General features: G+C 66.7%; 26 protein-coding genes and 1 tRNA gene. 17 read left to right on the top strand and 10 right to left on the bottom strand.

The window, feature by feature from the left end; genetic code table 11:
* Nucleotides 1-368: 368 nt before the first annotated feature.
* Together AYJ57_RS10190 and AYJ57_RS10185 are read right to left on the bottom strand one after the other, a co-directional pair.
* Nucleotides 369-444, bottom strand: a tRNA-Trp gene (locus AYJ57_RS10190).
* Nucleotides 445-569: 125 nt separating this feature from the next.
* Nucleotides 570-761, bottom strand: coding sequence for a hypothetical protein (locus AYJ57_RS10185; protein ID WP_066104532.1), 192 nt, complete (start codon nt 759-761; stop codon nt 570-572).
* Between the two features lie 206 nt (nt 762-967).
* Here AYJ57_RS10185 and AYJ57_RS10180 point away from each other — a divergent pair, with 206 nt between their 5' ends.
* On the top strand, nt 968-1,585 hold the full coding sequence (locus AYJ57_RS10180; protein WP_066104529.1) for an alpha/beta hydrolase: 618 nt from the start codon (nt 968-970) through the stop codon (nt 1,583-1,585).
* A gap of 66 nt (nt 1,586-1,651) precedes the next feature.
* Nucleotides 1,652-2,095 (top strand): PPC domain-containing DNA-binding protein, encoded by a 444-nt coding sequence (locus AYJ57_RS10175; RefSeq protein WP_083191210.1) that lies wholly within the window; start codon nt 1,652-1,654, stop codon nt 2,093-2,095.
* Nucleotides 2,096-2,198: 103 nt separating this feature from the next.
* On the opposite strand, the gene AYJ57_RS10170 is transcribed toward AYJ57_RS10175, so the two are convergent.
* Entirely contained in the window at nt 2,199-2,969 is a 771-nt protein-coding gene (locus AYJ57_RS10170) for a sulfite exporter TauE/SafE family protein (protein ID WP_066104525.1), read from the bottom strand.
* A 145-nt stretch (nt 2,970-3,114) separates the two neighbouring features.
* On the opposite strand from AYJ57_RS10170, the gene AYJ57_RS10165 reads away from it, so the two are divergent.
* The 3 genes from AYJ57_RS10165 to AYJ57_RS10155 all read left to right on the top strand — a co-directional run bounded on the left by AYJ57_RS10165 (nt 3,115) and on the right by AYJ57_RS10155 (nt 5,815).
* Entirely contained in the window at nt 3,115-4,803 is a 1,689-nt protein-coding gene (locus AYJ57_RS10165) for an acyl-CoA dehydrogenase family protein (protein WP_066104520.1), read from the top strand.
* A 158-nt stretch (nt 4,804-4,961) separates the two neighbouring features.
* Complete coding sequence (locus tag AYJ57_RS10160; protein WP_066104517.1) at nt 4,962-5,303, top strand: carboxymuconolactone decarboxylase family protein; 342 nt, start codon at nt 4,962-4,964, stop codon at nt 5,301-5,303.
* 62 nt (nt 5,304-5,365) lie between these two features.
* Nucleotides 5,366-5,815 (top strand): EF-hand domain-containing protein, encoded by a 450-nt coding sequence (locus tag AYJ57_RS10155; protein ID WP_066104515.1) that lies wholly within the window; start codon nt 5,366-5,368, stop codon nt 5,813-5,815.
* A gap of 85 nt (nt 5,816-5,900) precedes the next feature.
* Here AYJ57_RS10155 and pheT read toward each other — a convergent pair whose 3' ends face one another.
* The 5 genes from pheT to AYJ57_RS10130 all read right to left on the bottom strand — a co-directional run bounded on the left by pheT (nt 5,901) and on the right by AYJ57_RS10130 (nt 12,437).
* Complete coding sequence (gene pheT, locus AYJ57_RS10150) at nt 5,901-8,297, bottom strand: phenylalanine--tRNA ligase subunit beta (RefSeq protein ID WP_066104512.1); 2,397 nt, start codon at nt 8,295-8,297, stop codon at nt 5,901-5,903.
* A 224-nt stretch (nt 8,298-8,521) separates the two neighbouring features.
* Nucleotides 8,522-9,127: a malonic semialdehyde reductase gene (locus tag AYJ57_RS10145; RefSeq protein ID WP_066104509.1), complete on the bottom strand. Its 606-nt coding sequence runs from the start codon at nt 9,125-9,127 to the stop codon at nt 8,522-8,524.
* A gap of 21 nt (nt 9,128-9,148) precedes the next feature.
* Entirely contained in the window at nt 9,149-10,507 is a 1,359-nt protein-coding gene (locus AYJ57_RS10140; RefSeq protein ID WP_066104507.1) for an amidase, read from the bottom strand.
* Nucleotides 10,504-10,704 carry a hypothetical protein gene (locus tag AYJ57_RS10135; protein ID WP_066104504.1) on the bottom strand — a complete coding sequence of 67 codons (201 nt, stop codon included), beginning with the start codon at nt 10,702-10,704 and terminating at the stop codon, nt 10,504-10,506. Before AYJ57_RS10135 ends, AYJ57_RS10140 begins: the two co-directional genes overlap by 4 nt.
* A 494-nt stretch (nt 10,705-11,198) precedes the next feature.
* A complete protein-coding gene (locus tag AYJ57_RS10130) occupies nt 11,199-12,437 on the bottom strand; it encodes an MFS transporter (protein WP_193789482.1) in 1,239 nt (412 codons plus the stop codon).
* A gap of 112 nt (nt 12,438-12,549) precedes the next feature.
* Between AYJ57_RS10130 and AYJ57_RS25860 the strand changes: the two genes are divergently transcribed.
* The 5 genes from AYJ57_RS25860 (at nt 12,550) to AYJ57_RS10105 (ending at nt 17,116) form a co-directional block, all read left to right on the top strand.
* Nucleotides 12,550-13,323 carry a GntR family transcriptional regulator gene (locus AYJ57_RS25860; protein WP_066104501.1) on the top strand — a complete coding sequence of 258 codons (774 nt, stop codon included), beginning with the start codon at nt 12,550-12,552 and terminating at the stop codon, nt 13,321-13,323.
* Between the two features lie 191 nt (nt 13,324-13,514).
* Complete coding sequence (gene rutA, locus AYJ57_RS10120) at nt 13,515-14,594, top strand: pyrimidine utilization protein A (RefSeq protein WP_066104497.1); 1,080 nt, start codon at nt 13,515-13,517, stop codon at nt 14,592-14,594.
* A 91-nt stretch (nt 14,595-14,685) separates the two neighbouring features.
* Nucleotides 14,686-15,972, top strand: a complete 1,287-nt coding sequence (locus AYJ57_RS10115; protein WP_066104495.1) for an amidase — start codon at nt 14,686-14,688, stop codon at nt 15,970-15,972.
* The gene (locus tag AYJ57_RS10110; RefSeq protein ID WP_083191208.1) at nt 15,972-16,463 is read left to right on the top strand and encodes a flavin reductase family protein; all 492 of its coding nucleotides are present in this window, start codon (nt 15,972-15,974) and stop codon (nt 16,461-16,463) included. The genes AYJ57_RS10115 and AYJ57_RS10110 overlap by 1 nt, the downstream gene beginning before the upstream one ends.
* Nucleotides 16,464-16,465: 2 nt before the next feature.
* On the top strand, nt 16,466-17,116 hold the full coding sequence (locus tag AYJ57_RS10105) for an isochorismatase family protein (protein ID WP_083191207.1): 651 nt from the start codon (nt 16,466-16,468) through the stop codon (nt 17,114-17,116).
* Between the two features lie 75 nt (nt 17,117-17,191).
* Here AYJ57_RS10105 and AYJ57_RS10100 read toward each other — a convergent pair whose 3' ends face one another.
* Complete coding sequence (locus tag AYJ57_RS10100) at nt 17,192-18,064, bottom strand: MBL fold metallo-hydrolase (protein ID WP_066104486.1); 873 nt, start codon at nt 18,062-18,064, stop codon at nt 17,192-17,194.
* Nucleotides 18,065-18,192: 128 nt separating this feature from the next.
* A complete protein-coding gene (locus AYJ57_RS10095) occupies nt 18,193-18,624 on the bottom strand; it encodes a MarR family winged helix-turn-helix transcriptional regulator (RefSeq protein WP_335740001.1) in 432 nt (143 codons plus the stop codon).
* A 100-nt stretch (nt 18,625-18,724) separates the two neighbouring features.
* Here AYJ57_RS10095 and AYJ57_RS10090 point away from each other — a divergent pair, with 100 nt between their 5' ends.
* From AYJ57_RS10090 to AYJ57_RS10060, 7 genes are all read left to right on the top strand, one after another.
* Nucleotides 18,725-20,578, top strand: a complete 1,854-nt coding sequence (locus AYJ57_RS10090; protein ID WP_066104483.1) for an FAD-dependent monooxygenase — start codon at nt 18,725-18,727, stop codon at nt 20,576-20,578.
* 125 nt (nt 20,579-20,703) lie between these two features.
* Nucleotides 20,704-21,177, top strand: coding sequence for a MarR family winged helix-turn-helix transcriptional regulator (locus AYJ57_RS10085; RefSeq protein WP_066104481.1), 474 nt, complete (start codon nt 20,704-20,706; stop codon nt 21,175-21,177).
* 57 nt (nt 21,178-21,234) lie between these two features.
* The gene (locus AYJ57_RS10080; protein ID WP_066104478.1) at nt 21,235-22,338 is read left to right on the top strand and encodes a C4-dicarboxylate TRAP transporter substrate-binding protein; all 1,104 of its coding nucleotides are present in this window, start codon (nt 21,235-21,237) and stop codon (nt 22,336-22,338) included.
* A 75-nt stretch (nt 22,339-22,413) separates the two neighbouring features.
* Nucleotides 22,414-22,962: a TRAP transporter small permease gene (locus AYJ57_RS10075; RefSeq protein WP_066104474.1), complete on the top strand. Its 549-nt coding sequence runs from the start codon at nt 22,414-22,416 to the stop codon at nt 22,960-22,962.
* A complete protein-coding gene (locus tag AYJ57_RS10070) occupies nt 22,962-24,242 on the top strand; it encodes a TRAP transporter large permease (RefSeq protein ID WP_066104471.1) in 1,281 nt (426 codons plus the stop codon). Before AYJ57_RS10075 ends, AYJ57_RS10070 begins: the two co-directional genes overlap by 1 nt.
* A gap of 11 nt (nt 24,243-24,253) precedes the next feature.
* Entirely contained in the window at nt 24,254-25,018 is a 765-nt protein-coding gene (locus AYJ57_RS10065; protein WP_066104468.1) for an SDR family NAD(P)-dependent oxidoreductase, read from the top strand.
* 32 nt (nt 25,019-25,050) lie between these two features.
* Entirely contained in the window at nt 25,051-25,824 is a 774-nt protein-coding gene (locus AYJ57_RS10060; protein ID WP_066104465.1) for a crotonase/enoyl-CoA hydratase family protein, read from the top strand.

Below are 25,824 nucleotides of genomic sequence, written 5' to 3'. Positions count from 1 at the left end.
TCCTCACACAAGGAAAACTGTTTTGTGATTTCCGTCCCTTAGAGCGGATTACGCCGGATGCGACAAAGCGCCGAAAGGCGCCGCGGAGCGTGGGAAAAGATGGCCGGAGCCGCGGGCTGGCAACGCTCATGTCGGTGTCTCGGAAATCAAGATCTCGGTAGAATTCGTAAAATAACGTCTCGCCCTGACCTTAGGGCAATTCCCGCAAGAGGCGAAACATGTTTTCCCAAGGCAGCTTACATTGGCGGAAAGCCGACCGATCGGCCTCGCCAGACGCAACGAAGCGCGCAAGCAGATGCGCTGCGCAAACAATGTCAGAAATCTCGGAAAGAGTGGTGCACCAACCCGGCCCTCTGGGCGGTGGTACGTGGCAGGGGCAGCAGGGTTCGAACCCGCGACCTACGGTTTTGGAGACCGTCGCTCTACCAGCTGAGCTATACCCCTACTGTGTTGCGCTCTCTAGAAGGTTCTGCGGGCGTGGTCAACCGGATATCTCCCAGAAATCCGGCTTCCGTTGCGCAGGCTGCGGCAGCCCGCGATATCCCTTCGCCAAAGCCCGCCGCGCAGTGCTATTTCCCATCCGCCGGAGGCTCATAGGCGATGAGCAGCTTGTAGGCGCAGATCGCCCCCAGCCCCAGAAAAACCACCGCCCAGCCCGGTCCGCCGATGGCGATCTCCAAAAGCCCCCAGCCAAGGCAGACCGCGGTGATCGCCACGCGCAGCCAGAGCGGACGGAAGAACGGGTGTGAAAAGTCGAACATGCGCCTGAACCGCCGGGTGTGCCCCGGCCCTTCTCCTGTGGTCCCGCCCCTCCTAGCAGCATCGCGCCGTGCAGGCACCCTGCAACCTTGCGACGCGAGACCCTGCGCCGGTGAACAGGCCCCCCGCGATGGCGCGCAGGACGGCGGGGCGACAGCAGCACCGCGCGCCTCTATCTTCTTTCAAGGAACAAACTCGGACACGCGCCATGACCACCGCCGCCTTCGCCCATCACCTGCACCGCCCCGACGCCGCGGATGGCTCCGCGCTGCTGCTCTTGCATGGCACCGGCGGCACAGAGACCGATCTCATCCCGCTGGGGCAGATGCTGGCACCGCGGGCCACGCTTCTGGGCCTGCGCGGCCGCGCCACCGACGAAGGGGTGACCCGCTGGTTCCGGCGGCTGGAGATGGCGCGCTTCGATCAGGCGCAGATCCGCAGCGAGGCGCAGGCCTTTTCCGAAGCCCTGCCCGCGCTTCTGCAGCAAGAGCGGATCGACCCGGCGCGCCTCACCGTGCTGGGCTATTCCAACGGCGCCAATTTCGCCGCGGCGCTCATGGCGCTGCACCCCAAGCTGCTGCGCCGCGCGATCCTCCTGCGTCCCATGCTGGTGCTGGAAGAGCCGCCCGAACCGGATCTGTCGCATCTCGAGGTGCTGACACTCGCCGGTGAGGCCGATCCCTATGGCCGCTACGCCCCGGCGCTCAATGACTGGCTGGAGCGTTGCGGCGCGGCGCTCGACGCCCGCCTGCTGCCCGCCGGGCATGGTCTTGGGCAGGGCGATCTTGCGGCGGCCTCGGACTGGCTGGCCAAACGCGCGAACTGACGCCGAAGCGCGACAGGTCTTGCGATGGGCGTAGGAGATCGCCCCGGCCTGTGTCACTCTTGGCCTATGAGCCCCGAAACCCCGCAGTTCGCAGATCTCAAATCCCTATGGCCCGGCGCGGCGACTCGCTTCCTCGCGCTGCGCCTGCTGCCCGGCGATGATCTGCGCGCCGCCCTGCAGGCCGCGTTTGCAGCCGAGCGCGAGCATGCGGGATTCGTCGTCGCCTGTGTCGGCAGCCTCTCCAAAGTCGCCCTGCGCCCCGCCGGAAAGGACAGCGCGATGCTGCTGGAGGTGACGCTCGAGATCGTCTCACTGTCGGGCACCTTCTCGAAGGACGGCCCCCATCTGCATATCTCGGTGTCGGATTCGCGCGGCCAGATGCTCGGCGGGCATCTGCTCGAAGGGTCGATCGTGCGCACCACCGCCGAGGTGATCCTCGGCCTCGCCCCGGTGCATTTCCGCCGCGCGCCCGACCCGCGCACCGGCTACCCCGAGCTGTTCTTCGACTGATCCGCAAGACGGGGCCACTTGACCGAACCGGGCCCTTCTTCTCTTTGAAAATACGCCGGGGTGAATGCCCGCAGGGCAGAGGGGCAGCGCCCCTCATCCGCCCTCAGCCAAAGAACGCCCGCCGAAGCAGGTTCAGCGCCGCCACCAGCAGCACGATCAGCGTGATCCGCCGGAACATCGCCTGATCGATCCGGTCATGCACGCGGCGGCCCAGCCACATGCCCCCCAGCGCCGGGATCAGCAGCGCCGCCGAGAAGGGCGCGGTCTGCGCGTTCAGCACCCCCGAGAGCGTATGCGCGGCGGTCAGCGAGATCGCCCCTAGCCCATAGGCCACGCCCTGCACGCGAATCTGATCGCGCTTTTCGGTGCCGATCGCCGTCAGATAGGCCACGAAGGGCGGCCCCCAGACCCCCGACATGCCGCCGATGAACCCGGCCACCGCGCCCACCGTCGCCTCGAGCCTCGGGGTCGAGCCGTTCGGCAGGTTCGGACGCCATCCCGCCAGCTGCATCAGGCAAAAGAGCGCCACCGGCCCGCCGATCATCGCCAGCAGCACCTGCGTCGGCAGCACCCGCACCAACTGCGCCGAAAGCGCCAGCATCACAAAGGCCACGATCAGAAAGACCTTGAAGCGTTTCACCGTCTCCCACGCCGCACGCGGCCCCTCGCCAAAGGCCTGAAAGGCGTTGGTCGCCAGCGTCGGCAGGATCAGCCCCGCGAGCGCCAGTTCGGGACCGACCACCGATCCCAGCCCCGAGATCATGATCATCGGCATGGCAAAGCCCACCATGCCCTTCACCGTGCCCGCCAGTGCTGCGACAGCGAAGGCGAGGGCAAAGGTCTGCGGTGATACGAGAGAGAAAAGCGCGTCCATAAGTGGCTCATATCACGGGCGCTTCGCCGCGACAGCCCCGAACGATAGGGTAATATTAAGTCGCATGATTTTATCACAGGGTATTTTTGTTGCGCTGCGACTGCAAAATCGCTATCCCCTCTCTGGCACGAGGAGGAGATGATTCATGGCGCATGACGGACAGGGTGACATGCTGAAGGACGGCACGATTCTGGACGATCTTCTGGGGCTCACCGGCGCGGCGCTGGCCCCGGTGGAACAGATCTTTGAAGAGGCCCGCAGCGCCCTGCGCGCCCTGACCGAGGAAGACGGCCGCGTCTCCGGTCGGCTGATCGAGGAAAACCAGTTCGCCGCCCATGGTCTGGCATGGCTCGCCACCTATGCCGAGTCGCTGCGGCAGCTGCACGGCTGGGCCGAGCGCATGGCCGCCGAGGGCACCTTCGGCGAGATCGAACAGCTGCTTCTGCAGATCGGCTTTGGCGAATACCTCAGCCAGATCGCCGGGGGCATCCAGATGAATCAGGGCGAGATGGTGCGCCTCAGCGATCTTGGCCTGCCCGTCTCTGCCGCCGCGCCGCTGATGACCGGCGCCGCCGGCACCCTCGCCGCGCGCGGCAACAGCCAGAGCGCCCGCACGCGCCTTGTCGAACTGATGCAGGAGCGCGCCGCCGAGATCACCGTGGGCCGCACCGGGCTCGACGACGAGCTAGAGATGATCCGCGAGCAGTTCCGCCGTTACGCCGTGGAAAAGGTCGAGCCCTACGCGCATGACTGGCACCTCAAGGATGATTACATCCCCATTGAGGTGATCGAGGAACTGGCGGAGATGGGGGTCTTTGGCCTCACCATCCCCGAGGAACACGGCGGCTTTGGCCTCAGCAAGGCGTCCATGTGCGTGGTCTCCGAGGAACTCTCGCGCGGCTATATCGGTGTCGGCTCGCTTGGCACCCGGTCCGAGATCGCCGCCGAGTTGATCATCGCGGGCGGCACCGAAGAGCAAAAGGCGAAATGGCTGCCCCGCATCGCCAGCGGCGAGACGCTGCCCACCGCGGTCTTTACCGAGCCCAACACCGGCTCGGACCTCGGCGCGCTGCGCACCCGCGCGGTAAAGGACGAGAGCGGCGATTACACCATCACTGGCAACAAGACGTGGATCACCCATGCCGCCCGCGCCCATGTGATGACGCTGCTCGCCCGCACCGATCCGGGCAGCGACAACTATAAGGGCCTGTCGATGTTCCTCGCCGAAAAGACCCCCGGCGACGACGAGATCCCCTTCCCCACCCCCGGAATGACCGGCGGCGAGATCGAAGTGCTGGGCTATCGCGGCATGAAGGAGTTCGAACTGGGGTTCGACGGCTTCAAGGTGAAGGGCGAGAACCTGCTCGGCGGCGAAGAGGGCAAGGGCTTCAAGCAACTCATGGAGACCTTCGAGAGCGCCCGCATCCAGACCGCCGCCCGCGCCATCGGCGTGGCGCAATCGGCGCTCGACGTGGGGATGCGCTATGCGCAGGAGCGCAAGCAGTTCGGCAAGCCGCTGATCGCCTTCCCGCGCGTTTCGGGCAAGCTGGCGATGATGGCGGTGGAAATCATGATCGCCCGCCAGCTCACCTATTTCTCGGCCCGTGAGAAAGACGAGGGCATCCGCTGCGACCTCGAGGCGGGGATGGCAAAACTGCTCGGCGCCCGCGTGGCTTGGGCCAATGCCGACAACGCGCTGCAAATCCACGGCGGCAACGGCTTCGCGCTGGAGTATTCGATCAGCCGCATCCTGTGCGACGCCCGCATCCTCAACATCTTCGAGGGTGCCGCGGAGATTCAGGCGCAAGTGATTGCACGTCGCCTGCTCGGCTGATCCCGGCCATATCGGACCACCGGCAAGGCCCCGCCCAGCGGGGCCTTTTTGCCCTGCGCGCCACGCAATCCGGCTACCCTGCTCTTGTCTGATCTGCATCAAGGCTGCGCCGCCGCCATCATGGTCTGGAGGGGCGAAATACATTCCAGGAGACTGATATGTCCTACAAGGAACAACTCGCCGACAAACGCCGCGAACTGCGCGAACTGCGCAAGGCCATCCCCGACACATTCGCGGGTTTCGTCGAGATGGAAAAGGCCGCCTCCGCCGAGGCCGCGCTGGACCACAAGCAGAAGGAATATGTGGCGCTCGGCATCGGCATCGCCATCCGCTGCGATTCCTGCATCCTCAGCCACGTCAGCGCGCTGGTCCGTCTCGGCGCCACCCGCGAAGAGATCGCCGACGTCTGCGGTATGGCGATCCAGATGGGCGGCGGGCCGGGCCTGATGTATGCCGCCAAGGCGCTGGCCGCCTATGATGAGTTCACCGCCGAAGGCTAAGCCCGCGACGGAATGCTCTGCGCGCTGCGTATCAGAGGGGTCACAGGCAGAAAGGACGCCCGATGAACCCTCTGATTGCAGCAGCAGCCGCCCTTTTCGTTTCCACCACCGCTCTCGCGGCCCAGCCGCAGGCTGCCTCCCAAGGCGGCCCGGGCGGTGACCCCATCAAGCAGATGGACGCAAATGGCGACGGCAGGGTCACCCTCGCCGAGGCCGAGGCGCAGAGCGCGCGCATGTTCGCCCGGCTCGACGCCAATCGCGACGGCAGGCTCTCGCAGGACGAAGCCCGCCCGCGCGGCCCGCGCCAAGGCTCGGCCAATCGCCCCGCCCCACGCGACGGCGCACCTGCGGGCCGGCCCGGCGGTCCGCGCATGGACAGCAACGGCGATGGCGTGATCACGCAGGCCGAATTCACCGGCGGCGCGCGGCAGATGTTCAAGCGCATGGATCGCAACGGCGATGGCGTGCTGAGCGGCGCCGAGATGACCCCGCCCAAGCGCCCGGGGACCTAGGCGGCACTTCGCCGCCCCCCTGCGCCAACAAAAAAGGCCCCGGCGGATCGCTCCACCGGGGCCTTTCATCTCTTGGAGCCAGAAGTCAGCCGCGCAGCGCGCCGCCGGTGGCCTTTTCGACCTTGGCGACGATCTTGGCCGCCACCTCTTCGATGTCCTTTTCCTTCAGCGTCTTGTCGCTGGGCTGCAGGCGCACGGTGATGGCGAGCGACTTCTTGCCCTCGCCGAGGCTGCCGCCGATGAACTCGTCGAACACGCGGACCTCTTCGATCAGCGCCTTGTCGGCACCCGCAGCGGCGCTCACCAGATCGAGCGAGGCAACCTCCGCATCCACGACAAAGGCAAAGTCACGTTCCACCGCTTGCAGATCGTTCTGCGCCAGCGCCGGGCGGGCCGCATCGGTCTTGCGCGGCAGCGGGATTTCCTGCGGGTAGAGCGTGAAGGCCACGACAGGGCCTTTCACGTCCATCTCCTGCAGCACCTTGGGGTGCAGCTCGCCGAAGACGCCCAGCACCTTCTTGGGGCCGAGGCAGAGCTTGCCGTGACGGCCCGGATGCCACCATTCCTCGGCGCCGCGAAGGATCTGCATCTTCGCCGGGGCCCCCATGGCCGCCAGCAGCGCCTCGGCATCGGCCTTGGCGTCGAACACATCCACCGGGCGCGAGGCGCCATGCACGTCCTTCGGACCGGTGCGCCCGACGAGAATGCCGGTCACCTGCGTCGCCTGCTCGCCCGGCTCACCGCCAGCGAAGGCCGGACCGCATTCAAAGAGCGCCATATCCGCAAAGCCGCGCGCCTGATTGCGCGAGGCCGCCTGCAGCAGCCCCGGCAGCAGCGAGGGGCGCATGTGACTCATCTCCGAGCTGATCGGGTTGGCCAGCATCGTGGCATCGGTGCCGCCGCCGAACATCTCGGCCGCCGCCTGATCGATGAAGCTGTAGGTCACGCACTCATTGTAGCCCAGCTCCGCCGTGGTGCGGCGGGCCACCTGCTCGCGCTTCTGCATCGGCGAGAGGATCGGCTTCGGCACGCCCGGCTGCGCGCGGCGCATGGGTTGCGGCTGCAGCTTGGTCAGCGAGGCGACGCGGGCCACCTCTTCCACCAGATCCGCCTCGCCCATCACGTCGGGACGCCAGCTCGGCACCGAGGCCATGTCGCCCTCGAGCGTGAAGCCCAGAGCGGTCAGCGTGGCGCGCTGCTCCTGTGCCGGGATCTCCATGCCGACGAGGCTGATCACCCGGTCGGTGTCGAGCTTATAGGCGCGGCTCACGTCGGGGATGGTGCCAGCAACGATCACCTCGGAGGCTTCACCGCCAGCGATCTCGAGGATCATCGCGGTCGCCGCCTCGATGCCCGGCGCCACCGAGGCAGGGTCGATGCCACGCTCAAAGCGATAGCGGGCGTCGGAATTGATCTTCAGCGCGCGGCCCGTGTAGGCGGTGCGGACGGTCTCGAAATAGGCCGCCTCGAGGAAGACATCCACGGTCTCGTCCGAAACGCCCGTGGGCTCGCCGCCCATGACGCCACCGAGGCTTTCGACGGTGTCCCCGGCCGAGATCACCACCATGCCCGGCTCGAGCGTGTAGGTCCGCTCGTCCAGCGCCTCCAGCGTCTCGCCGCCCTTGGCACGGTGCACGCGCAGGTCGCCCGACACCTTGCCCGCGTCAAAGACGTGCAGCGGGCGGTTGCGGTCGAAAGTGAAATAGTTGGTCACATCGACGAGGAAGCTGATCGGGCGCAGGCCGATGGCCTTCAGCCGGTCCTGCAGCCACTCCGGCGACGGGCCGTTCTTCACGCCGCGGATGACGCGGCCATAGAACACCGGGCAATCGTCAAGCGTGTCTTCGTCGATCGTCACGTTGATCGGCGAGGCGAAACTGCCGGGCACGGTGACCTCGGGCAGCGCCTTCAGCGTGCCAAGACCGCGCGCCGCAAGATCGCGGGCGATGCCATGCACACCCAGTGCGTCGGGCCGGTTCGGGGTGATGGCGATCTCGATCACCGGGTCGACCTTGGCCGGATCGTTCGCCGCCAACCAGTCGATGAACCGCTCGCCGACCTCGCCCGAGGGCAGCTCGATGATGCCGTCATGTTCCTCGGACAGCTCCATCTCGCGCTCGGAGCACATCATGCCGAAGCTCTCGATGCCGCGGATCTTGCCGACCTGAATGGTGGTGTCGATGCCGGGCACATAGGTGCCGGGCGTGGCCACGACAACGGTGATCCCCTCGCGCGCGTTGGGCGCGCCGCAGATGATCTGGCTCTCGCCCGCATCGGTCATCACCGTGCAGACGCGCAGCTTGTCGGCGTCGGGGTGTTTCTCGGCCTTGACCACCTTGCCGATTTTGAAATCGGACAGGCGCTCGGCGGGGTTCTCGACCCCTTCGACCTCGAGCCCCAGATCGGTCAGTGCTTCGGTGATCTCGTCCACCGTGGCGGAGGTGTCGAGGTGGTCTTTCAACCAGGAAAGCGTGAATTTCATCTCTCGGCCCGGCTTGGTTTCGCTTGGGTCCGGTCCTTAGCGGAATGAGGCGGAAGGGGAAAGGGGGTTGGCCTCAGCGCGGGGCGTGCGCGGCCTCTGTGCTGCCCGAAGGGCGAAAGGGGCGCTGCCCCTCTTGGCCTGCGGCCAATTCACCCCGGGATATTTGTGCCAAGAGGAAGCGACGGGGGCAGTGGCAGCCCGGGCCGCCACCGCCGGCATCGGGCTCAGACGATCTTGCAGGCGTCTTCCATGCTCAGGCGCGGCAGGCGGTCGAACACTTTCGACGGCTCGCCATAGCCGAGGTTGATCATGAAGTTCACCTTCCACGTGGTGCCCGCAAGGAAGGCCTCCTCAACCGCCGCCGGATCGAAGCCGGACATCGGGCCGCAGTCGAGCCCCAGCGCGCGCGCGGCCAGCATCAGGTAAGCGCCCTGCAGCGAGGAGTTGCGGAAGGCGGTGTCGTTGATCATCGCCTCGGATCCGGTGAACCACGGCTTGGCGTCGGCGTGCGGGAAGAGCTCGCCGAGCTTTTCGTAAAATTCGATGTCGTGGCATACGATCACCGTGACCGGCGCGGTCATGGTCTTCTCGCGGTTGCCGCTGGACATGGCCGGGCTGAGCTTTTCCTTGGCGTCTTTGCTGCGCACGAAGACGAAGCGCGCCGGCGCGCAGTTCGCCGAGGTCGGGCCCATCTTGGTCAGGTCATAGAGCTTTTCGAGGATCTCCTCGGGGATGTCCTTGTCCTGCCACGCGTTCTGCGAGCGCGCCTCGAGGAACAGCGTGTCGAGGGCGGCGGCGTCGAGCGCGCCGGGGAGTGCGATATCTTTCATCAATTTATGCCTTTCGAGCGGTCATGCGGGTTCGGCCACCGCGCCCTGCATCTGCGGGCGGGCGACCTCGAAGGTCTGTGCGAGGTCGGCGATCAGATCCTCGGAGCCGCGCGGCCCCATGATCTGCACGCTGAGCGGCCCGTCCGAGGTCCATGCCACGGGCAGGGTCAGAACCGGAAGCCCAAGGATCGAGCCGGGACGGGTGAAACCGGTCATGCCCGAGATCATCCGGGCGATCTCGGCGCCCTGCGCGTGCACCAGCGCCTCGGCCTGCGGCGCCACATCAGCAAGGCCGGGCAGCACGATCAGATCGGCGGCACCGAAGATCTCGGCCTCGGTGCGGGCCATGGCGATCTCGCGGATCTGCCGGGCGCGCAGATAGGCCTGCGCCGGAATGCCCGCCGCCTGCGCCAGCCGCGCGCGCACCTGCGTGCCATAGGTTTCGGGCGCGTCGCGCAGCCGGTCGGCATGCACCGTCGCGGCCTCGGAGATGGCGATGACATTCGCCGGTTCGGTCAGATCCGAGAAGAACCCCATGTCGAGCGAGACGGTCTCATGCCCCTGCCCGCCAAGCGCGGCGCGCAGCTCGGCCATGGCGGCGCGCATCCGCTCCGAGGCGCCCTCGACGAAGCCGCCGCGGTCGAACCCGATGCGCAGGCGGCCGGGGTCTTGGGCGGTGGCGCGGGTGCGCCCGCCGGAGATCACCGACAGCACGCGCCGGGCGCAATCGACGCTGGCGGCGAGCGGGCCGACGGTGTCCTGCGTCCAGCTCAGCGGCATGGCCCCGGTCAGCGGCACCACGCCAAGGCCGGGCTTGAAGCCGACGACGCCATTGCAGGCGGCGGGCACACGGATCGAGCCGCCGGTGTCCGAGCCGAGCGCCGCGGGCACCAGCCCCATGCCCACCGCGACGCCCGAGCCGCTGGAGGAACCGCCGGGCACGCCGCCCGGCACCGCCGGGTTCTCGGGCATGCCGTGGTGGTGGTTCTGCCCGGTCGGGCCCATGGCGAACTCGGACATCTGCAGCCGCCCGAAATCCACCGCGCCCGCAGCGTCGAGCCGGTCGAGCACCGCCGCGGTGCCCTGCGCGGTCTTGCGCGCCGAGGGGTGACCGCCACAACCGATGGTCGAGCCCTTGCGGTCGAACATGTCCTTATGCGCCATAGGCACCCCCTGCAGCGGACCCAGCGGGGCACCGTCGCGGCGGGCGAGATCGGCGGCGCGGGCCTGCTGATAGGCGCGCTCCCATTCGAGCCGCTGGAACGGCGAGAGCGTGCCGCGCGCGGCGATGCGCGCCTGCAGATCCTCGAGCAGCGCGACCGAGGTGGTCTCGCCCCGGTCCAGTCGCCCCTGAAGCTCGGCGATGGTGATCAGCGTCATGCCCCGCCCTCCGCGAAAGGATCGGTGGCCGCCAGTGCGCCGCAGCGCCCCATCGGGCGCAGCGTGCCATTGCCCGGCGGGTCCAGCAGCGGGTTGGCGAAAATGCCGGTCTCGACCCGCGCGCGCTGGTCGCGGGCGATGGCAAGCTCGTCTTCCGAGGGCGCGCGGCCCAGCAGGGCGGTCAGCTCCTGTTCCATGTCAGAGGTCCTTTCCCAGCCGTGGGGATACGGCTGCTCTTGCGGCTGTGCTGGGTGCGGGCGGGGGCAATGACCAGAGCGGCGCGGGAAAATTTCCGCACGCCGCGCCGGCCTGCCAGCGGCGCGGTCAAGCGCTGTGCACCGGTGATGAGAAAATAGACGTTTGCCGGATATGCGTCCTGTGCCGCCACCCGTCCCCGCGGGGACAGCCGTGTCCCGGCGGAGCCGCGCAAGAAGTGTCCCCGCGGGGACGGCGCTGCGGTGCGGGTGCCGCTGGGGGTGGAGGGGCTTGAGCATGTCTTGTCCGCCGTCTCGGGGCATGGGTCCGGATGGCTGCCTTGGGCGGCATTGCGCCGCTGCTGCCATCCCTATTGTCCGGACTAATGCAGAAACCCTGTCAACGAGTCCGCCGCGTTCTCGGCGCCGGCAGCGCCTCAGAGGCGCGGCTTAGCCCGAAAATTCATCACTCGCTTGCCACACCGCGAGAGGCAGGCTTAGGCCGCCTGCCCGGCCCGCGCCTGCGCGCGCACCTGCCGCCATGAGAGCAGTGCGCCAAGGAAGCCGACCGCGGAAAACAGCGTGAAGCCCAGCCCGTAGTCGCCCACCAGCCCGTAGATGAAGGCAAAGCAGGACGGGCCGATAATGACCCCGATGAACGTGTAGACCAGCAGCGCGCCGGTGTTGGCGCCCACCTTGCCCTGCGGCGCGGTGCGCGCGGCGGCGGCGAGGAACACGCCGTTCCAGCCCGAGGCGACACCGCCAAGCCCGGCCAGAAGGATCACCTGCAGCACCGCGGGAAACTCGGCGATCCAGTAGAGCGAAAACAGGATGCCCCCGGCGATCAGCCCGATCAGCGCCAGCGTGCGGAACCCGCCCAGACGGTCCGCCGCCACCCCCCATGCGACGCGGCCAAACGCACCCATCAGTTGCGAGGCGGCGGCGACGCTGCCTGCGGCCACCAGCGTCCATCCATGCTCGACCAGCATGACCACGATGAAGGCGGTGGCGATGAGTTGCAGCGCCGAATAGAGCCCTCCGAGCAGGGCGAGCGTCTGCAGCCGCGGGTCCGCGTGGATCGCCTTCTGCTCGCGCAGCATGCGGCGCCAGACCCCCTCGGAGGCGGCACCGCGCTGGATCGGTTCGGGCCGGTCGGTGAGCAGCGACCACAGCAGCAGCAGCGCCGGTGGCAGCGCCGCGAGCACCAGCGCCACGCGCCAGCCCGCCCCAAGCGCCACCGCCAGCGCAGGCAGCAGCACATTGGCCAGCACCGCGCCGAGTGGCACGCCGCTTTGCTTGATCGAAAACACGAGGCTCTGGCTGCGGCGCGGGGTGAACCGATGCAGGATCACCGAAGAGGCCGGATTGTTGAGCCCATAGCCGATACCGAAGAGCAGCGAGGCAAGCACCATGAGCACCGGCTGGCCGCTCGCCAGCATCAGCAGCCCGAGCACGAAAATCGCCAGTTCGAGCCGGATCACCCGCTCGGCGCGCAGGGTCTCGACCACCGCACCGGCAAAGCCCGAGGCGAACATGCCCGAGAAGTAGATCAGGCTGATCTGATAGCCGATCCAATGCGCCCCGATGCCAAGGCTTTGCGCGACTTCGGGCGCCAGCGCGGTCAGCGCGAGAATGCTGCCCGTGGCGGCGATCTGCACCAGCGTCATCACCGTCAGAGGCTTGATCCATTGGGTCGGCGCAGCAGGCGCGCCTTGGGTCGACAAGCTGTCGGTCATTCGCGTAAAGTCCGGACTTGATGGGGTGCCAGAGGGCGGAAACTGCGCACCACTAGTAAATAAGTCCGTACTTATTGACAAGATTTTGATCCGCGGGAGGGGAGCAAGCGTCATGAGCGATCTGGACAGCGACCAATTGCCGGGCAGCGCATCGGAAGAGGGCAGCACGTCGACGCCGCTCTATTTGCAGGTGGCGCATCGGCTTGAACGGCAGATCGTGTCGGGCGAGCGCGCGGTGGGCAGCCTGCTGCCGCCCGAGGCGGAACTGGCGGTGCAGCTTGGGGTGAGCCGCCACACCGTGCGTCAGGCGATTGCGCAATTGCGCAAGCGCGGAATGCTGGCGGCGCGCAAGGGCGTGGGCACGCGGGTCGAGGCTTCGAAACCCGACTGGCGCGACCGCTTCCGCAACGACAGCCGCGACGATCTTTTCGATTTCGCCAGCCAGAGCGAGTTCTTCATCGAGCACAAAGAGCGCCGCGAGGTGCGCGGCAAGACCGCCGCCGAGATCGGCTGCCGCCCCGGAAAACGCCTGATCTACATGGCCGGGCCGCGGCATTTCATTGGGGAACCTGTGCCCTTTTGCTGGAACGAGGTCTATCTCGATCCGATTGCGCAAGACGTGGTGGCCGACATGAGCGTGCTCCGCTCGTCGCTGTTTCAGCTTGTGGAGCAGCGCACCGGCGAGCGGATCGAAGAGATCCAGCAGGAGATCCGCGCGGTGGAGATCGACGCCGAGGTCTGCGCCGCCTTGGGCCGCCCTGAGGGCACCATCGGGCTGCGCATCACCCGCCGCTATCTGGCCTCGGGCGGGCGGCTGCTGGAATATGCGATCCAGACCTCGCCCGCGGACTCCTTCGCCTATCGGACGAATCTCTCGGCCGAATAGGCGCCGCCCCACGGCTCGCGCAGCGCCCAAGCGGCTGACAGCGCGGCGCCGGTTTGCCCAGAAAATCACCAGCCGACCGGACAATGCGCAAAAGTCCGGACTTTCCTGCGGTCCCTGCTGGACCTGCGTCGCAATGCCCGGACTAAGTTCGGACATACAAAAAAGACGATACGTCCAGCAGGAGAATTCACATGGATATGGGTGTCTTCATTCCGATCGCCAACAACGGCTGGCTGATCTCCAAGGGCTCGCCACAGTACATGGCGACGTTCGACCTCAACAAACAGGTGGTGCAGAAGGCCGAGAGCTATGGGCTGGAGTTCGCCCTGTCGATGGTCAAGCTGCGCGGCTTCGGCGGCGAGACCGAGTTCTGGGACCACGCGCTGGAAAGCTTTACCCTGATGGCCGGGCTTGCCGCCGTGACCTCGGAGATCAAGCTCTTTGCCTCCACCGCCATCCTGACGCTGCCGCCGGCAATCGTGGCGCGCATGGCCTCGACGATCAGCTCGATCGCGCCGGGCCGGTTCGGCGTCAACATCGTCACCGGCTGGGCCGAGGGCGAATACAGCCAGATGGGCCTGTGGCCGGGCAACGAGTGGTTCGGCTACCGCTACGATTACGCGACCGAATACGTGCAGGTGATGAAGGACCTCTGGGGCACCGGAAGCTCGGACCTCAAGGGCGAGCATTTCACCATGGACGACTGCAAGCTCTCGCCGCCGCCGGCAGGCGATGTCGAGATCGTCGCCGCGGGCATGAGCCCGCGCGGCATGAAGTTCGCCGCCGAATACGCCGATTACAACTTCATCCTCGGTAATGGGATCAACACGCCCACAGCCTTTGAGGAAAACTCGAAGAACCTCGTGGCGGCCAGCAAGGAATCGGGCCGGGACGTGGGCGCCTATGTGCTGTTCATGGTCATCGCCGACGAGACCGACGAAGCGGCCATGGCCAAGTGGCAGAAGTACCACGACGAGGCCGATATGGACGCGCTGAAGTGGCTGATCGACCAGTCCAACGTCGATCAGGGCCGCGACGGCACCTCCACCGCCAAGCATATGGCGATCCCCGAAGGCGCGGTGAACTTCAACATGGGCACGCTGGTCGGATCTTATGCGACGGTCGCCAAGATGCTCGACGAGGCCGCCGAAGTGGAAGGCGTGAAGGGCATCATGATGACCTTCGATGACTTCCTCGAAGGGATCGACACCTTCGGCCAGAAGATCCAGCCGCTGATGCAGTCGCGCAGCCACAAGCTCAAGGCCGCCTGAGCCTGCGGGCTTCATTCAGCTGACTGGCGCGGCCGCCCCTTTGCTCCCCTCTGTGTTTTTGGGGGCGGCCGCACATACCACGGACCACCCGATGACTGACCTTTTCCGGCTCGACGCCACCTCCGCCCGCGCGCTGATGCGCGATGGCCGGTTGACGCCCCGAGACCTGACCCGCGCCTGCCTTGCCCGGATCGCCGAGCGTGACGGCGAGATCCGCGCGTGGCTGAGCCTCAACCCGCGCGCCGAGGCAGAGGCCAGCGCCATTGCCGCCTCGGATCCGCGCCCGCTGGCGGGGATCCCTGTCGGCATCAAGGATGTCATCGACACGGCAGACCTGCCGACCACGCACAACTCGCCGCTCTACAGCACCCGCCGCCCCAGCGATGACGCGCCCTGCGTCGAGCTGCTGCGCGCGGCGGGGGCGATCATTCTTGGCAAAACGGACACCACCGAGTTCGCCGCTGCCGGGCGCAACGCGGTGACCGGCTGCCCCGCCGATCCGTCGCGCACCGCGGGCGGCTCTTCGGCGGGATCCGCCGCCGCCGTGGCGGATTTCCATGTGCCGCTGGCGCTTGGTACACAGACCGGCGGCTCGACCATCCGCCCCGCAGCCTTCTGCGGCGTGCCGGCGATCAAGCCAAGCTGGGGGATGATCTCTGCCGAGGGGGTGAAGCTCTATGCCGCCAGCCTCGACACGGTGGGGCTGTACGCGCGTTCCTATGCCGATCTTGACCTCTTGGGCGATGTTTATGGTTTCCCCGGCGGTGAGACGCCCCCTGCCCGGCCCCGGCTGGCGCTGTGCCGCACGCCCTATGTCGACGAGCTGGCCCCCGAGATGCTGGCGCTGCTGGAGGTTCTGCCCGAGCGGCTGGCGCCGCTCGCCGATGTGGACTGGCTCGACCTGCCCGAGGAGATGGCCGATCTCGATGCGCTGCACCGCTGCGTGCTGCTGAGCGAGGGGGCCGCCGCCTTCCGCAACCTGCGCCACCGTGGCCCGCTGGTTCACGATGATTTCATCGCCCGCGCGGATCGCCGCGAAGGCCATAGCGCGCGGCAGATGTTCGAGGCCTACGACCGGCTTGCAGACCACCGCCGCGCCTTTGAAACTCTTGCCGCGCCCTATGACGCGGTGATCGCCCCCTCGGCCCCCGGTTTCGCGCCGCCGGGCCGCACGCCGGGCAACCCGAAATTCAATGCGCTCTGGACGGCGATGCAACTGCCCTGCATTCATGTTCCAGTAAGCGCGGACCTGCTGCCGCTGGGTGTACAACTGGTGGCAGCGCGCGCGCAGGACCGCCGGCTGATCCGGTTGGCCGCGCAGATCGCACCGGCGATGGCTCTCTCCCGGCCCGCCGCGATGGAAAGAAAGGACGACTGATGGACCCCAATGATTTCAAGAACGGCATGCGCCGGCTCGCCGCTGGTGTCTCGCTGATCACCTGTGAGACGGGTGGCGCGCGGCATGGGCTGATCGCCACCGCCGTGACCTCGCTTAGCGCCGAGCCGCCGAGCCTGCTGATCTGCGTCAACGCCTCTGCCTCGATCCACGAGCATCTGAGCGAAGCCGAGTCCTTCTGCGTGAACGTGCTGTCGCGCGACCAGCAGGACATCGCCACGCGCTTTGCCATGCCGAAGGACCGCGAGACCCGTTTTGAAGTGGGCGAGTGGAGCGAGCTTGAGACCGGTGCCCCGGCGCTGCGCGGCGCGCAGGTGAGCTTTGACTGCCGCCCGGCGCAGAAGAGCAGCTTTGGCACCCATACGATCTTTATCGGCGAGGTGATCGCGGTGACCGACTGGGGCAGCGATTCCGATCCGCTGCTCTACCACGACGGCAAGTTCGAGCATCTGGTCAAGGCCGAGGTGGTCTGAACGTGAGCGGCGCGGCGGAGAATTATTCAGGTGTCTACGACCGGCAGGTGGGCTTTGGCGCGCGTCCGGCGCTGGTGCTGATCGACTTCGCCCACGCCTATTACGACGAGGCCTGCCCGCTGTTCGCCGGTCCCGGCGCGGTGCGCGCGCTGGCGGCGGCGCTGGATCTGCGCGCCGCGGCGCGGGCGGCAGGGGTTCCGGTGGTGCTGACGCGCATGGCGCTGCACCCCAGCGGCATCGACGGCGGGCGGTTCTTTGAAAAGGCCGCCCCGCTGGAAGCCTTTCTGCCGGGCCGCGCCACCGCCGAGTTCGCCGAAGGTCTGGCGCCCGAGGAGGACGAGTTGGTGGTTCCCAAGCAATATCCGTCGGCCTTCTTCGGCACCTCGCTCGCCTCGACCCTGCACGCCATGGGCTGCGACAGCGTGATCCTGACGGGGCTGACCACCTCGGGCTGCGTGCGCGCCTCTTGCGTCGATGCCATGAGCCACGGGTTCCGCACGCTGGTGGTGCGCGAGGCCTGCGGCGACCGGCACGAAGGCCCGCATGAGGCCAATCTCTTCGACATGAATGCGAAATACGCCGATGTGATCGGTCTGGACACCTGCCTTGCGGAATTCGAGCGCATGGCGGGCCATGTTGCGGTCAGGGCCTGACGTCCCTAGCAGGGTCTGATCCATTCGGGGACCGGGGCAAACGCCCCGGCACCCCGTTTTTTGATCCGGCGCGGGTCAGCGCGGATCGAAATAGTTGAGCGGGATCTTCAGGTAGCTGCGACCGTTGTCCTCGGGATCGGGCAGGCGCCCGCCGCGGATATTCACCTGCAGCGCCGCCAGCATCAGTTTCGGCAGAGGCAGCGTACCGTCGCGCTTGTCGCGCACCGCGCGGTATTCCTGCTCGGACGGGTCGTCCTTGAGGTGGATGTTCTTCGCCTTGTGCTCGGCCACCGTGGCGCAGCACTGCGCCTCGCGCCCCTCGGGGGCATAGTCGTGCCCGACGTAGAGCCGCGTGTCCTCGGGCAGCGCGAGGATCTTCATCAGGCTCTCGTAAAGCTGCGCGGAACTGCCGCCGGGGAAATCCGCGCGCGAGGTGCCGCTGTCGGGCATCATGAAGGTGTCATGCACAAAGGCCGCATCCCCGGCGACATAGGTGATCGAGGCCAGCGTGTGACCGGGGCTGAAGATCACCTTCACCGGGACCGCGCCGACGGTGAATTCGTCGCCATCGGCAAAGAGCACATCCCATTGCGCGCCGTCGGTGGGCAGATCGGGCAGGTTGTAGATGCCCTGCCAGAGCTTTTGCACGTCCTTCACCTTTTCGCCGATGGCGGTGGTGCCGCCGATCTTCGACTTGATGTAGGGCGCGGCAGAGAAATGGTCGGCATGCGGGTGGGTGTCGAGGATATAGGTGATCTCGATCCCGGCCTCCTGCACATAGGCGATGATCGCGTCGGCGTTATGGGTGCGCGTGGCCCCGGCCAGCGGGTCGAAATCCAGCACCGGGTCGACGATCGCGCCCTTCATGCTGTCGGGGTCATGGAAGACGTATTGCCAGCTTCCGGTCGGCTCGTCCCAGAAAGTCTTCACGACGGGGCTGATAGTCATTTGGCTTTCCTTCTTCGGCTGTCGGGCGGATCGGTGCCGCCCTTACATATTCTTTGTAAGGAATGTATTGCAAGCAAAGCCGAAGTCATCCCCCCGCCTGCGGAAATTTTGCCGCAGGGTTTAACGGGTCAGCTGTCCACCACCTTGCGGGCGAGCGCGATGAACTGCGCCCGCTCTTCTTCCGTCAGCCCGCAGAGGATATCGGGCTGCAACTGTGCCACCAGCGGTGCCACCTCGGCCCGCGCCGCCTCGCCCGTCTCGGTGAGGCTGAGGCTGCGGGCGCGGCGATCTTCTTCGTTGACCTGCCGGGCCACCAGCCCTTTTTGCACCAGCCGTTTGACCACCTCGCCGATGGTCGCCCGGTCATAGGCGATGAGCGCCGCCAGCTTCGCCTGATCAATGCCGGGATTCTGCGACAGCACGTCCAGCGCGGCATATTGCACCGACGTCAGCTCTACCGGCGCCGCTTTCATCCGCTCGTGGAACACCGCCGTCGAGCGCTGGTTGAGCCGCCGGATCAGGTGGCCGGGCATCGAGGACAGGTCGTTGCGCTGGGTCAAAGGGTGGGTCTCCAAATATGATACGTACACTTATCATATTGACTCCGGCCTGGTCCAGCGCTGTATAGTAAGTACACGTATCATCTGGGAGGACCTCGCCATGCAATTTCACCTCAACGGGTTCCGCCCCGGCGATCCGGCCATTGCTGAGCCGCTGGAAGCAACCACATCGCAGGACGTCGACGTTCTGATCGTTGGCTGCGGCCCGGCCGGGCTGACGCTGGCGGCGCAGCTTTCGGCCTTCCCCGAGATCTCGGTCCGCATCACCGAACGCAAATCCGGCCCGCTGGAGGTGGGACAGGCCGACGGGATCGCCTGCCGCTCGGTCGAGATGTTCGAGGCCTTCAGCTTTGCCGAAAAGGTCATGAAAGAGGGCTATTGGGTCAATGAGGTCTCTTTCTGGCGCCCCGGCACAACCATCGCACTACACCGCGCCGACCGCATTCAGGACGTCGAGGACGACCTTTCGGAGATGCCGCATGTGATCCTCAATCAGGCGCGGGTGCATGACTTTTACCTCGAGATCATGCGCAACTCCCCGCGCCGCCTGACCCCGGACTACAACCGCGAGTTGGTGGAGCTGACAGAGACCGGCGATGCCGACCACCCGATGCAGGCAACGTTCAAATGCCTCGATGGGACCGGCACCGAGACGATCCGCGCCCGCTATGTCGTTGGCTGCGACGGCGCACGCAGCACGGTGCGCGCCTCGATGGGCCACGCGCTGAAGGGCGAGTCGGCGCGCCAGCTTTGGGGGGTGATGGACGTGCTGCCGGTCACGGACTTCCCCGACATCCGGCTCAAGGCGGCGATCCAGTCGGCGGATGAGGGCAGCGTGCTGATCATCCCGCGCGAGGGTGGCTACATGGTGCGCATGTATATCGAGCTCGACGAGTTGCACGGCGAGGAGCGCGCCGCCGACCGCGATGTCAGCGCCGAGATGCTGATCGCCAAGGCGCAGGCGATCCTTGCGCCCTACACGCTCGAGGTGAAGGAAGTGGCGTGGTGGTCCGCCTATGAGATCGGCCAGCGCGTCTGCGATGCGTTCGACGACGTGCCCGAGGCGATGCGTGGCAGCCGCAGCCCGCGCATCTTCATCGCCGGAGACGCCTGCCACACCCACAGCCCCAAGGCCGGGCAAGGCATGAACGTCAGCATGGCCGATACCTTCAACCTCGGCTGGAAACTCGCTGCCGTGCTGCGCGGGCGCGCGGCCCCTGCCCTGCTCGACACCTACTCTGAAGAGCGCCGCGCCAAGGCCAAAGAACTCATCGACTTCGACCGCGACATGGCGCGCCTGTTCAGCGCCAAGCCCAAGGATGCCGCCGAGGCCGAACAGTTCCAGCGCTATTTCAAGCAGCACGGGCGTTACACCGCCGGGGTCGAGACGCGTTACGACCCTTCGCTGATCACCGGCGGACCCGAACATCAAGCGCTGGCGGCGGGGCAGCTTGTCGGCAAACGGTTCCATTCCGCGCCGGTGGTGCGGCTGGCGGATGCCAAGCCGGTGCAGCTTGGCCATGCTTTCAAGGCGGATGGGCGTTGGCGGGTGCTGGCCTTCGCGCCCGCCGGCGACGCCGGGCAAGCAGGCGGTGCCGTGGCGCAGCTTTGCGCCGCGTTGGCGCCAGTGATCGCGGGCTTCACCCCCAAGGGGACAGACCCCGACAGCGTGATCGACCTGCGCGCCGTCTTCCAGATCCCGCACCGCGAGATGCGACTCGAGGACCTGCCGGGCGCGCTGCTGCCGAAGAAGGGCAAATACGGACTCACCGACTATGAGAAGGTCTTTTGCCCGGCGCAAAATGGCCCCGATATCTTCGATCTTCGCGGCATCGACAGGGCCCGCGGAGCGCTGCTGATCCTGCGCCCGGACCAATATGTGGCGCAGGTGCTTCCGCTCGATGCGGCAGAAGAAATCTCACATTTCTTCAAGGGCTTCCTGCTGCGCGCGTGACCCCGAAAGACCCTTTGAAACCTCCTCGGGCTGCCGCCCCCAACGGCGGCCCGTAGCGCACCCTCGGAAATAGTTATTGACTATAACTATTATCCTCCATAGCCTTTTAAGCGAGGAGGAACCCGATGACGCATCCCGACGATATTTCGGAGGCGCCCAAAGGGCCGAAAGTGGAGGATACGGTGCTCGGCAATCTGATCGGCTACCGGCTCAAGCGCGCCTATATGCAGATCCAGCCCGAGGCACAGCGCGTGCTGGCCGAGGACGATCTGCGGGTGGTCAGCTTTTCGTGCCTGTCGATCATCACCGACAACCCCGGCATCGTTCAGTCTGAGCTTGCGGACGCCCTGCAGATGGAACGCTCCAACCTCGTCGTGATCATCGACGAGCTGGAACAGCGCGGGCTGATCGCCCGCAAGAAGGTTCCCACCGACCGTCGGCGCTATGCGCTGACCGCCACGCTGCGCGGACGCCGCTTGCGCGACCACGCCGCCGAGAGGGTGAGAACGGCCGAGGACGAAATCATCGGCCGCCTCAACGACGAAGACCGCGCCCACCTAATGACCGTCCTCGGACGGCTCGAGGACAAGGCGCGCTAGAGGAGTTGCGCGGGCGGCAGAGGAGGCCGGCCGTGTTGTTCAAACGGGAGGAAATTCATGAATAAGCGCATTGCCGCGAGCCTGCTCGCCTGCTCGATCTCGGCGCTGGCCGTCAGCGCCTCGGCCGATACCATCCGCGCGACCAGCGCCTTCGGCCCCAACCACGCCATCGCCAAGGATGTCTATCCGGTGATGTTCAAGAAGCTCGAAGAGCTGACCGACGGACGCTGGACCGGGATGGACACACCCTCGGGGCTGGTCGCACCCAACGAGATGTCCACCGGCCTGCGCGACGGGGTGACCGAGTTCGGCCCGCTCCTGATGCCCTATTTCGTCGCCGAATATCCCGACAGCGTGCTGGTCTCGGAGCTGTCGATGCTCGGCTCGAGCGCCATGGTCGTCTCGTCCGCCGTCACCGAATACATCGCCACCTGCGAACCCTGTCAGGCCGAGTTTACGCGCAATGGGCAGGTGTACCTCGGGTCCGACACCACGCCGCTTTATGACCTGCTGTCGACCAAGCCGGTGAAGACCGCCGACGACATGAAGGGTCTGAAGGTCCGCTCGGGCTCGCCCTTCTACGCGGCCTTCGTGGAAAGCGTCGGCGGCGCGCCGGTGCAGATGCAGTCGAGCGAGCTGTTCGAAAGCCTCAGCCAAGGCGTGATCGATGCCACCTTCTCGTCGCCGCATGAGATCATCGCAAACCGTCTGGGCGATGTGGTCGACTATGTGACCGAAATCGAGCAGGGCGTGTTCAACGGTGCCGCCGTGGCCACCGCCAGCAAGATGCTCTGGGATCGCATGGATGGCGAAGACCGCAGCGCGCTGGCCACCGCTGCGCAATACGGGCTCGCCGCCGGCCTGGCCGGGTTCGACACGCAGATCGAAGAAGTGCGCGCGGGCGATATGGTCGAGTTCATCGAGCCCGACCAGAGCCTGATCGACGCCCGCGACACCTTCAACGAAGACCGTCTCGCCAATGCCGCCTCGATCCTCGAAGAGCGCGGCGTCAGCGACGCGCAGACCAAGATCGACCGCTACAAGGCGCTGATCGACAAGTGGGAAGAGCTGGTCACCCCCGGCATGACCCCCGAAGAACTGGGCGCGCTGCGTGCCGAGGAGATCTGGTCGAAGATCGACCTCTCCAGCTACGGCAGCTAAGCCCAAGCGGCACGCGCTGGCGCTCCCCCGGCGCGTGCCCCCGCTCGCAAACCCCGACATTCTCCGGAGGATCGGATGTTCACCCCGATTGAGTCCGCCGTGGCGCGGATCAGTATGGTATTGGGCGGCTTCGTGCTGCTGGCGATGATGGGACAGGTCGTTGTCGACGTGTTCATGCGCGCCTTCCTTGGCGCGGGCTTTCCCGGCACCTCCGACCTTGTCGGCAAGTATTACATGGTCGCCGTCAGCGTGCTGCCGCTGGCCCTGACCGAACTGAACCGCCGGCACATCGAGGCCACGGTGTTCACCCAGACCCTCACCGGCGTGCCGCTGAAGCTGGTGCAACTGCTGGGCTTCGGCGTCTTCGCTGCGGTGCTTGCGGTGCTGACCTACGGCTCGGGGCTGGAGGCGATCCGCCAGATGGAGCGCGGCGCCTATATCGAGGCGGGCACCCTGCGCTTCGTCACATGGCCGAGCTACTGGATCCTGCCGATCTCCTTCGCGCTGGCCCTGCTGATCATGGCGATCCGCATCATCGAGGTGCTGACCGGCCGTTTCGGCGATCATGACCACGACCCCGTGGGCGCCCTAGAAGACATCACCAAGTCCGGGGAGGACATCTGATGGACCCCGTCACCATCGGCATTCTCGCCCTCGCCGCGCTGCTGATCCTCATCGCCCTGCGCGTGCCGATCGCCGCGAGCCTGATCCTTGTGTCCTTCGTTGGCATCTGGGCAGTCGCGGGCATCCGCCCGGCGCTCTCGATGCTCTCGACCATCCCCTACACCACGTCGGCAAGCTGGACGCTCAGCTCGATCCCGATGTTCCTGCTGATGGGCTACATCGCCTATCACTCCGGCCTGACCCGCGGCCTGTTCGAGGCGGCGCGGGTCTGGTGGGGCTGGCTGCCCGGCGGGCTGGCCATCGCCTCGCTGGCGGGGGCCTCGGGCTTTGCCGCCGTGTCGGGCTCATCGGTCGCCTGTTCCGCCGCCATTGGCCGCATCGCGGTGCCCGAGATGGCGCGGCAGAAATACGATCTGCGCATCGCCACCGGCGCGGTCGCTGCGGGCGGCACCATCGGCGCGCTGATCCCGCCCTCGATCATCCTGATCCTCTTTGGCATTCAGGCCGAGATCTCGATCAACGACCTCTTTCTTGGTGGGCTTTTCGTCGGCCTCGCCTCGCTGGCCTTCTACATCTGCGCCGTTCTGCTGGTCTGGCTGCGCAGCCCCGAGAGCCTGCCCCGCGCCGAGCCCTACACGATGGGCGACCGCTGGAAGAAGACCGCCGAGATCTGGCCGGTGCTGCTGCTGATCGGCGCGGTGTTCGGCGGGCTCTTCACCGGCTTTTTCACCGCCACCGAGGCGGGCGCCTTCGGCAGCTTCGTCGCACTGGTCCTCGGCATCGCCCGCCGCTCGCTGAGCTGGGCGGACTTCAAGGAAAGCCTCGTCGACACGCTGCTTTCGTCGGGCGCGCTTTTCATCATCGCCATCGGCGCCAACCTTTTCACCCGGCTCGTGGCCATGTCGGGCCTGTCGATGCAGATGGGCATGTTCGTCGAGGGGCTGGGCCTCGGCACCTTCGCGCTGCTGCTGGTGATCGTGGTGATCTACCTGATCCTCGGCATGTTCCTCGAACCGATCGGGGCGCTGCTGCTGACCCTGCCGCTGTTCCTGCCGATCCTCGCCCAGCACGGCGTCGACAAGCTGTGGTTCGGCCTGCTGGTGGCCAAGCTGCTGGAGATCGGAATGATCACGCCGCCGGTGGGGCTCAACGTCTTCGTCATACATTCGGTCGCCCGAGACTACGTGCGGCTCGAGCAGGTGTTCGCGGGGATCGTGCCATTCATCCTTGCCGACCTCGTGCTGGTCGGCGGCATGCTCGCCATCCGCGGCTTCTTCTGAGGACTATTGCAATGGACATCACAGGAACCATCGCCCTCGTCACCGGCGCCGGAAGCGGCCTCGGCGAAGCCACCGCGCGGCGGCTGGCGGCAGAGGGCGCGAAGGTTGCAGTGCTGGACCTCTCGGCCGAAGCCGCCGCGCGCGTCGCGGGCGAGATTGGCGGGCTGGCGGTGGCGGTCGACGTCTCGGACGCTGCCGCGGTAGAGGCCGCGTTTGCGCAAGTTGCGCAAAAGCTCGGCACGCCCCGCATCGCGGTCAACTGTGCCGGGATCGGCACCGCCACCCGCATTCTGCCCCGTGACGGCTCGCTGCCCATCGAGGCCTTTGAGCGCACGCTGAAGATCAACACGCTCGGCAGTTACATCGTGCTCAGCCACGCCGCGCGCGCCATGTCGGCGCTGGAGCCGGTGGATGCGGACGGCGCGCGGGGGATCATCCTCAACACTGCCTCGGTCGCCTATCAGGACGGGCAGATCGGACAGGCCGCCTATGCCGCCTCCAAGGGCGGGATCGCCTCGCTCACCCTGCCCGCCGCCCGCGAACTGGCCCGCTTCGGCATCCGCGTGATGACCATCGCGCCGGGGCTTTTCGAGACCGCCATGAGCGCCGGGCTGCCGCCCGAAGCCCGCACCGCGCTGGAGGCTGGCCTGCCCTTCCCCTCGCGCATGGGCAAACCCGATGAGTTCGCGCTGCTGGTGCAGCAGATCATCCAGAACCCGCTGCTGAACGGTGAGGTGATCCGCCTCGACAGTGCCGTCCGGCTCGCCCCGAAATGACCGCCCGCCCCAAGTTCCCGAAGGAGACAGCCATGTCTGACCACGCCAAATATCTGACCACCGAGGTGGACGGCCAGATCGCCACCATCACCATGATCCGCACCGACAAGCGCAATGCCATGAGCGACGGGCTGATCGCGGCGCTGGAGGACGCCTATGTGACCCTGCCCAAAGAGGTCCGCGTGGTGATCCTGACCGGCGCGGGCGGGCACTTCTGTTCGGGGCTCGACCTGTCGGAGCATGTCTCGCGCAGCGCCGAGGATGGCGTTTATCACTCGCGCAACTGGCACCGGGTGATGGAGATGATCCAGTTCGGCGGCAAGGTGACGATCTCGGCCATGGAAGGCGCGGTGATCGGCGGCGGGCTGGAACTGGCGGCCTCGACCCATGTGCGCATCGCCGAGCCTTCGGTGATCTTCCAGCTGCCCGAGGGGCGGCGCGGCATCTTCGTCGGCGGCGGCGCCTCGGTGCGGGTGGGCCGCATCCTCGGGGCGGATCGCATGGTCGAGATGATGCTGACCGGGCGCAAATACGGGGCCGAGGACGGGCTGCGGCTGGGGCTGACCCACTACAGCGTCGCGGCGGGTGAGGCGCTGCCGCTGGCCCGCAAGCTGGCCGAGCAGATCGCCGGGAACGCGCCCATGTCCAATTACTTCATGGTGCAGGCCCTGAGCCGGATCAACGACATGTCGCGCAGCGATGGTCTCTTTACCGAAAGCCTCTGCGCCGCGCTGGTGCAGACCACCCCGGACGCCGAAGAGGGGCTGAACGCCTTCCTCGAAAAGCGCGCGCCCGTGTTCCGCTGA

This window comes from Salipiger sp. CCB-MM3 (genome assembly GCF_001687105.1).
Classification (GTDB): domain Bacteria; phylum Pseudomonadota; class Alphaproteobacteria; order Rhodobacterales; family Rhodobacteraceae; genus Salipiger.
This window is presented reverse-complemented; position numbering and strand designations above follow the sequence as displayed.

Coding starts and splice junctions, on each gene's coding strand:
- AYJ57_RS10185 (WP_066104532.1), bottom strand. CDS start 761: ATGTTCGACTTTTCACACCCGTTCTTCCGTCCGCTCTGGCTGCGCGTG.
- AYJ57_RS10180 (WP_066104529.1), top strand. CDS start 968: ATGACCACCGCCGCCTTCGCCCATCACCTGCACCGCCCCGACGCCGCG.
- AYJ57_RS10175 (WP_083191210.1), top strand. CDS start 1,652: ATGAGCCCCGAAACCCCGCAGTTCGCAGATCTCAAATCCCTATGGCCC.
- AYJ57_RS10170 (WP_066104525.1), bottom strand. CDS start 2,969: ATGGACGCGCTTTTCTCTCTCGTATCACCGCAGACCTTTGCCCTCGCC.
- AYJ57_RS10165 (WP_066104520.1), top strand. CDS start 3,115: ATGGCGCATGACGGACAGGGTGACATGCTGAAGGACGGCACGATTCTG.
- AYJ57_RS10160 (WP_066104517.1), top strand. CDS start 4,962: ATGTCCTACAAGGAACAACTCGCCGACAAACGCCGCGAACTGCGCGAA.
- AYJ57_RS10155 (WP_066104515.1), top strand. CDS start 5,366: ATGAACCCTCTGATTGCAGCAGCAGCCGCCCTTTTCGTTTCCACCACC.
- pheT (WP_066104512.1), bottom strand. CDS start 8,297: ATGAAATTCACGCTTTCCTGGTTGAAAGACCACCTCGACACCTCCGCC.
- AYJ57_RS10145 (WP_066104509.1), bottom strand. CDS start 9,127: ATGAAAGATATCGCACTCCCCGGCGCGCTCGACGCCGCCGCCCTCGAC.
- AYJ57_RS10140 (WP_066104507.1), bottom strand. CDS start 10,507: ATGACGCTGATCACCATCGCCGAGCTTCAGGGGCGACTGGACCGGGGC.
- AYJ57_RS10135 (WP_066104504.1), bottom strand. CDS start 10,704: ATGGAACAGGAGCTGACCGCCCTGCTGGGCCGCGCGCCCTCGGAAGAC.
- AYJ57_RS10130 (WP_193789482.1), bottom strand. CDS start 12,437: ATGACCGACAGCTTGTCGACCCAAGGCGCGCCTGCTGCGCCGACCCAA.
- AYJ57_RS25860 (WP_066104501.1), top strand. CDS start 12,550: ATGAGCGATCTGGACAGCGACCAATTGCCGGGCAGCGCATCGGAAGAG.
- rutA (WP_066104497.1), top strand. CDS start 13,515: ATGGATATGGGTGTCTTCATTCCGATCGCCAACAACGGCTGGCTGATC.
- AYJ57_RS10115 (WP_066104495.1), top strand. CDS start 14,686: ATGACTGACCTTTTCCGGCTCGACGCCACCTCCGCCCGCGCGCTGATG.
- AYJ57_RS10110 (WP_083191208.1), top strand. CDS start 15,972: ATGGACCCCAATGATTTCAAGAACGGCATGCGCCGGCTCGCCGCTGGT.
- AYJ57_RS10100 (WP_066104486.1), bottom strand. CDS start 18,064: ATGACTATCAGCCCCGTCGTGAAGACTTTCTGGGACGAGCCGACCGGA.
- AYJ57_RS10090 (WP_066104483.1), top strand. CDS start 18,725: ATGCAATTTCACCTCAACGGGTTCCGCCCCGGCGATCCGGCCATTGCT.
- AYJ57_RS10085 (WP_066104481.1), top strand. CDS start 20,704: ATGACGCATCCCGACGATATTTCGGAGGCGCCCAAAGGGCCGAAAGTG.
- AYJ57_RS10080 (WP_066104478.1), top strand. CDS start 21,235: ATGAATAAGCGCATTGCCGCGAGCCTGCTCGCCTGCTCGATCTCGGCG.
- AYJ57_RS10075 (WP_066104474.1), top strand. CDS start 22,414: ATGTTCACCCCGATTGAGTCCGCCGTGGCGCGGATCAGTATGGTATTG.
- AYJ57_RS10070 (WP_066104471.1), top strand. CDS start 22,962: ATGGACCCCGTCACCATCGGCATTCTCGCCCTCGCCGCGCTGCTGATC.
- AYJ57_RS10065 (WP_066104468.1), top strand. CDS start 24,254: ATGGACATCACAGGAACCATCGCCCTCGTCACCGGCGCCGGAAGCGGC.
- AYJ57_RS10060 (WP_066104465.1), top strand. CDS start 25,051: ATGTCTGACCACGCCAAATATCTGACCACCGAGGTGGACGGCCAGATC.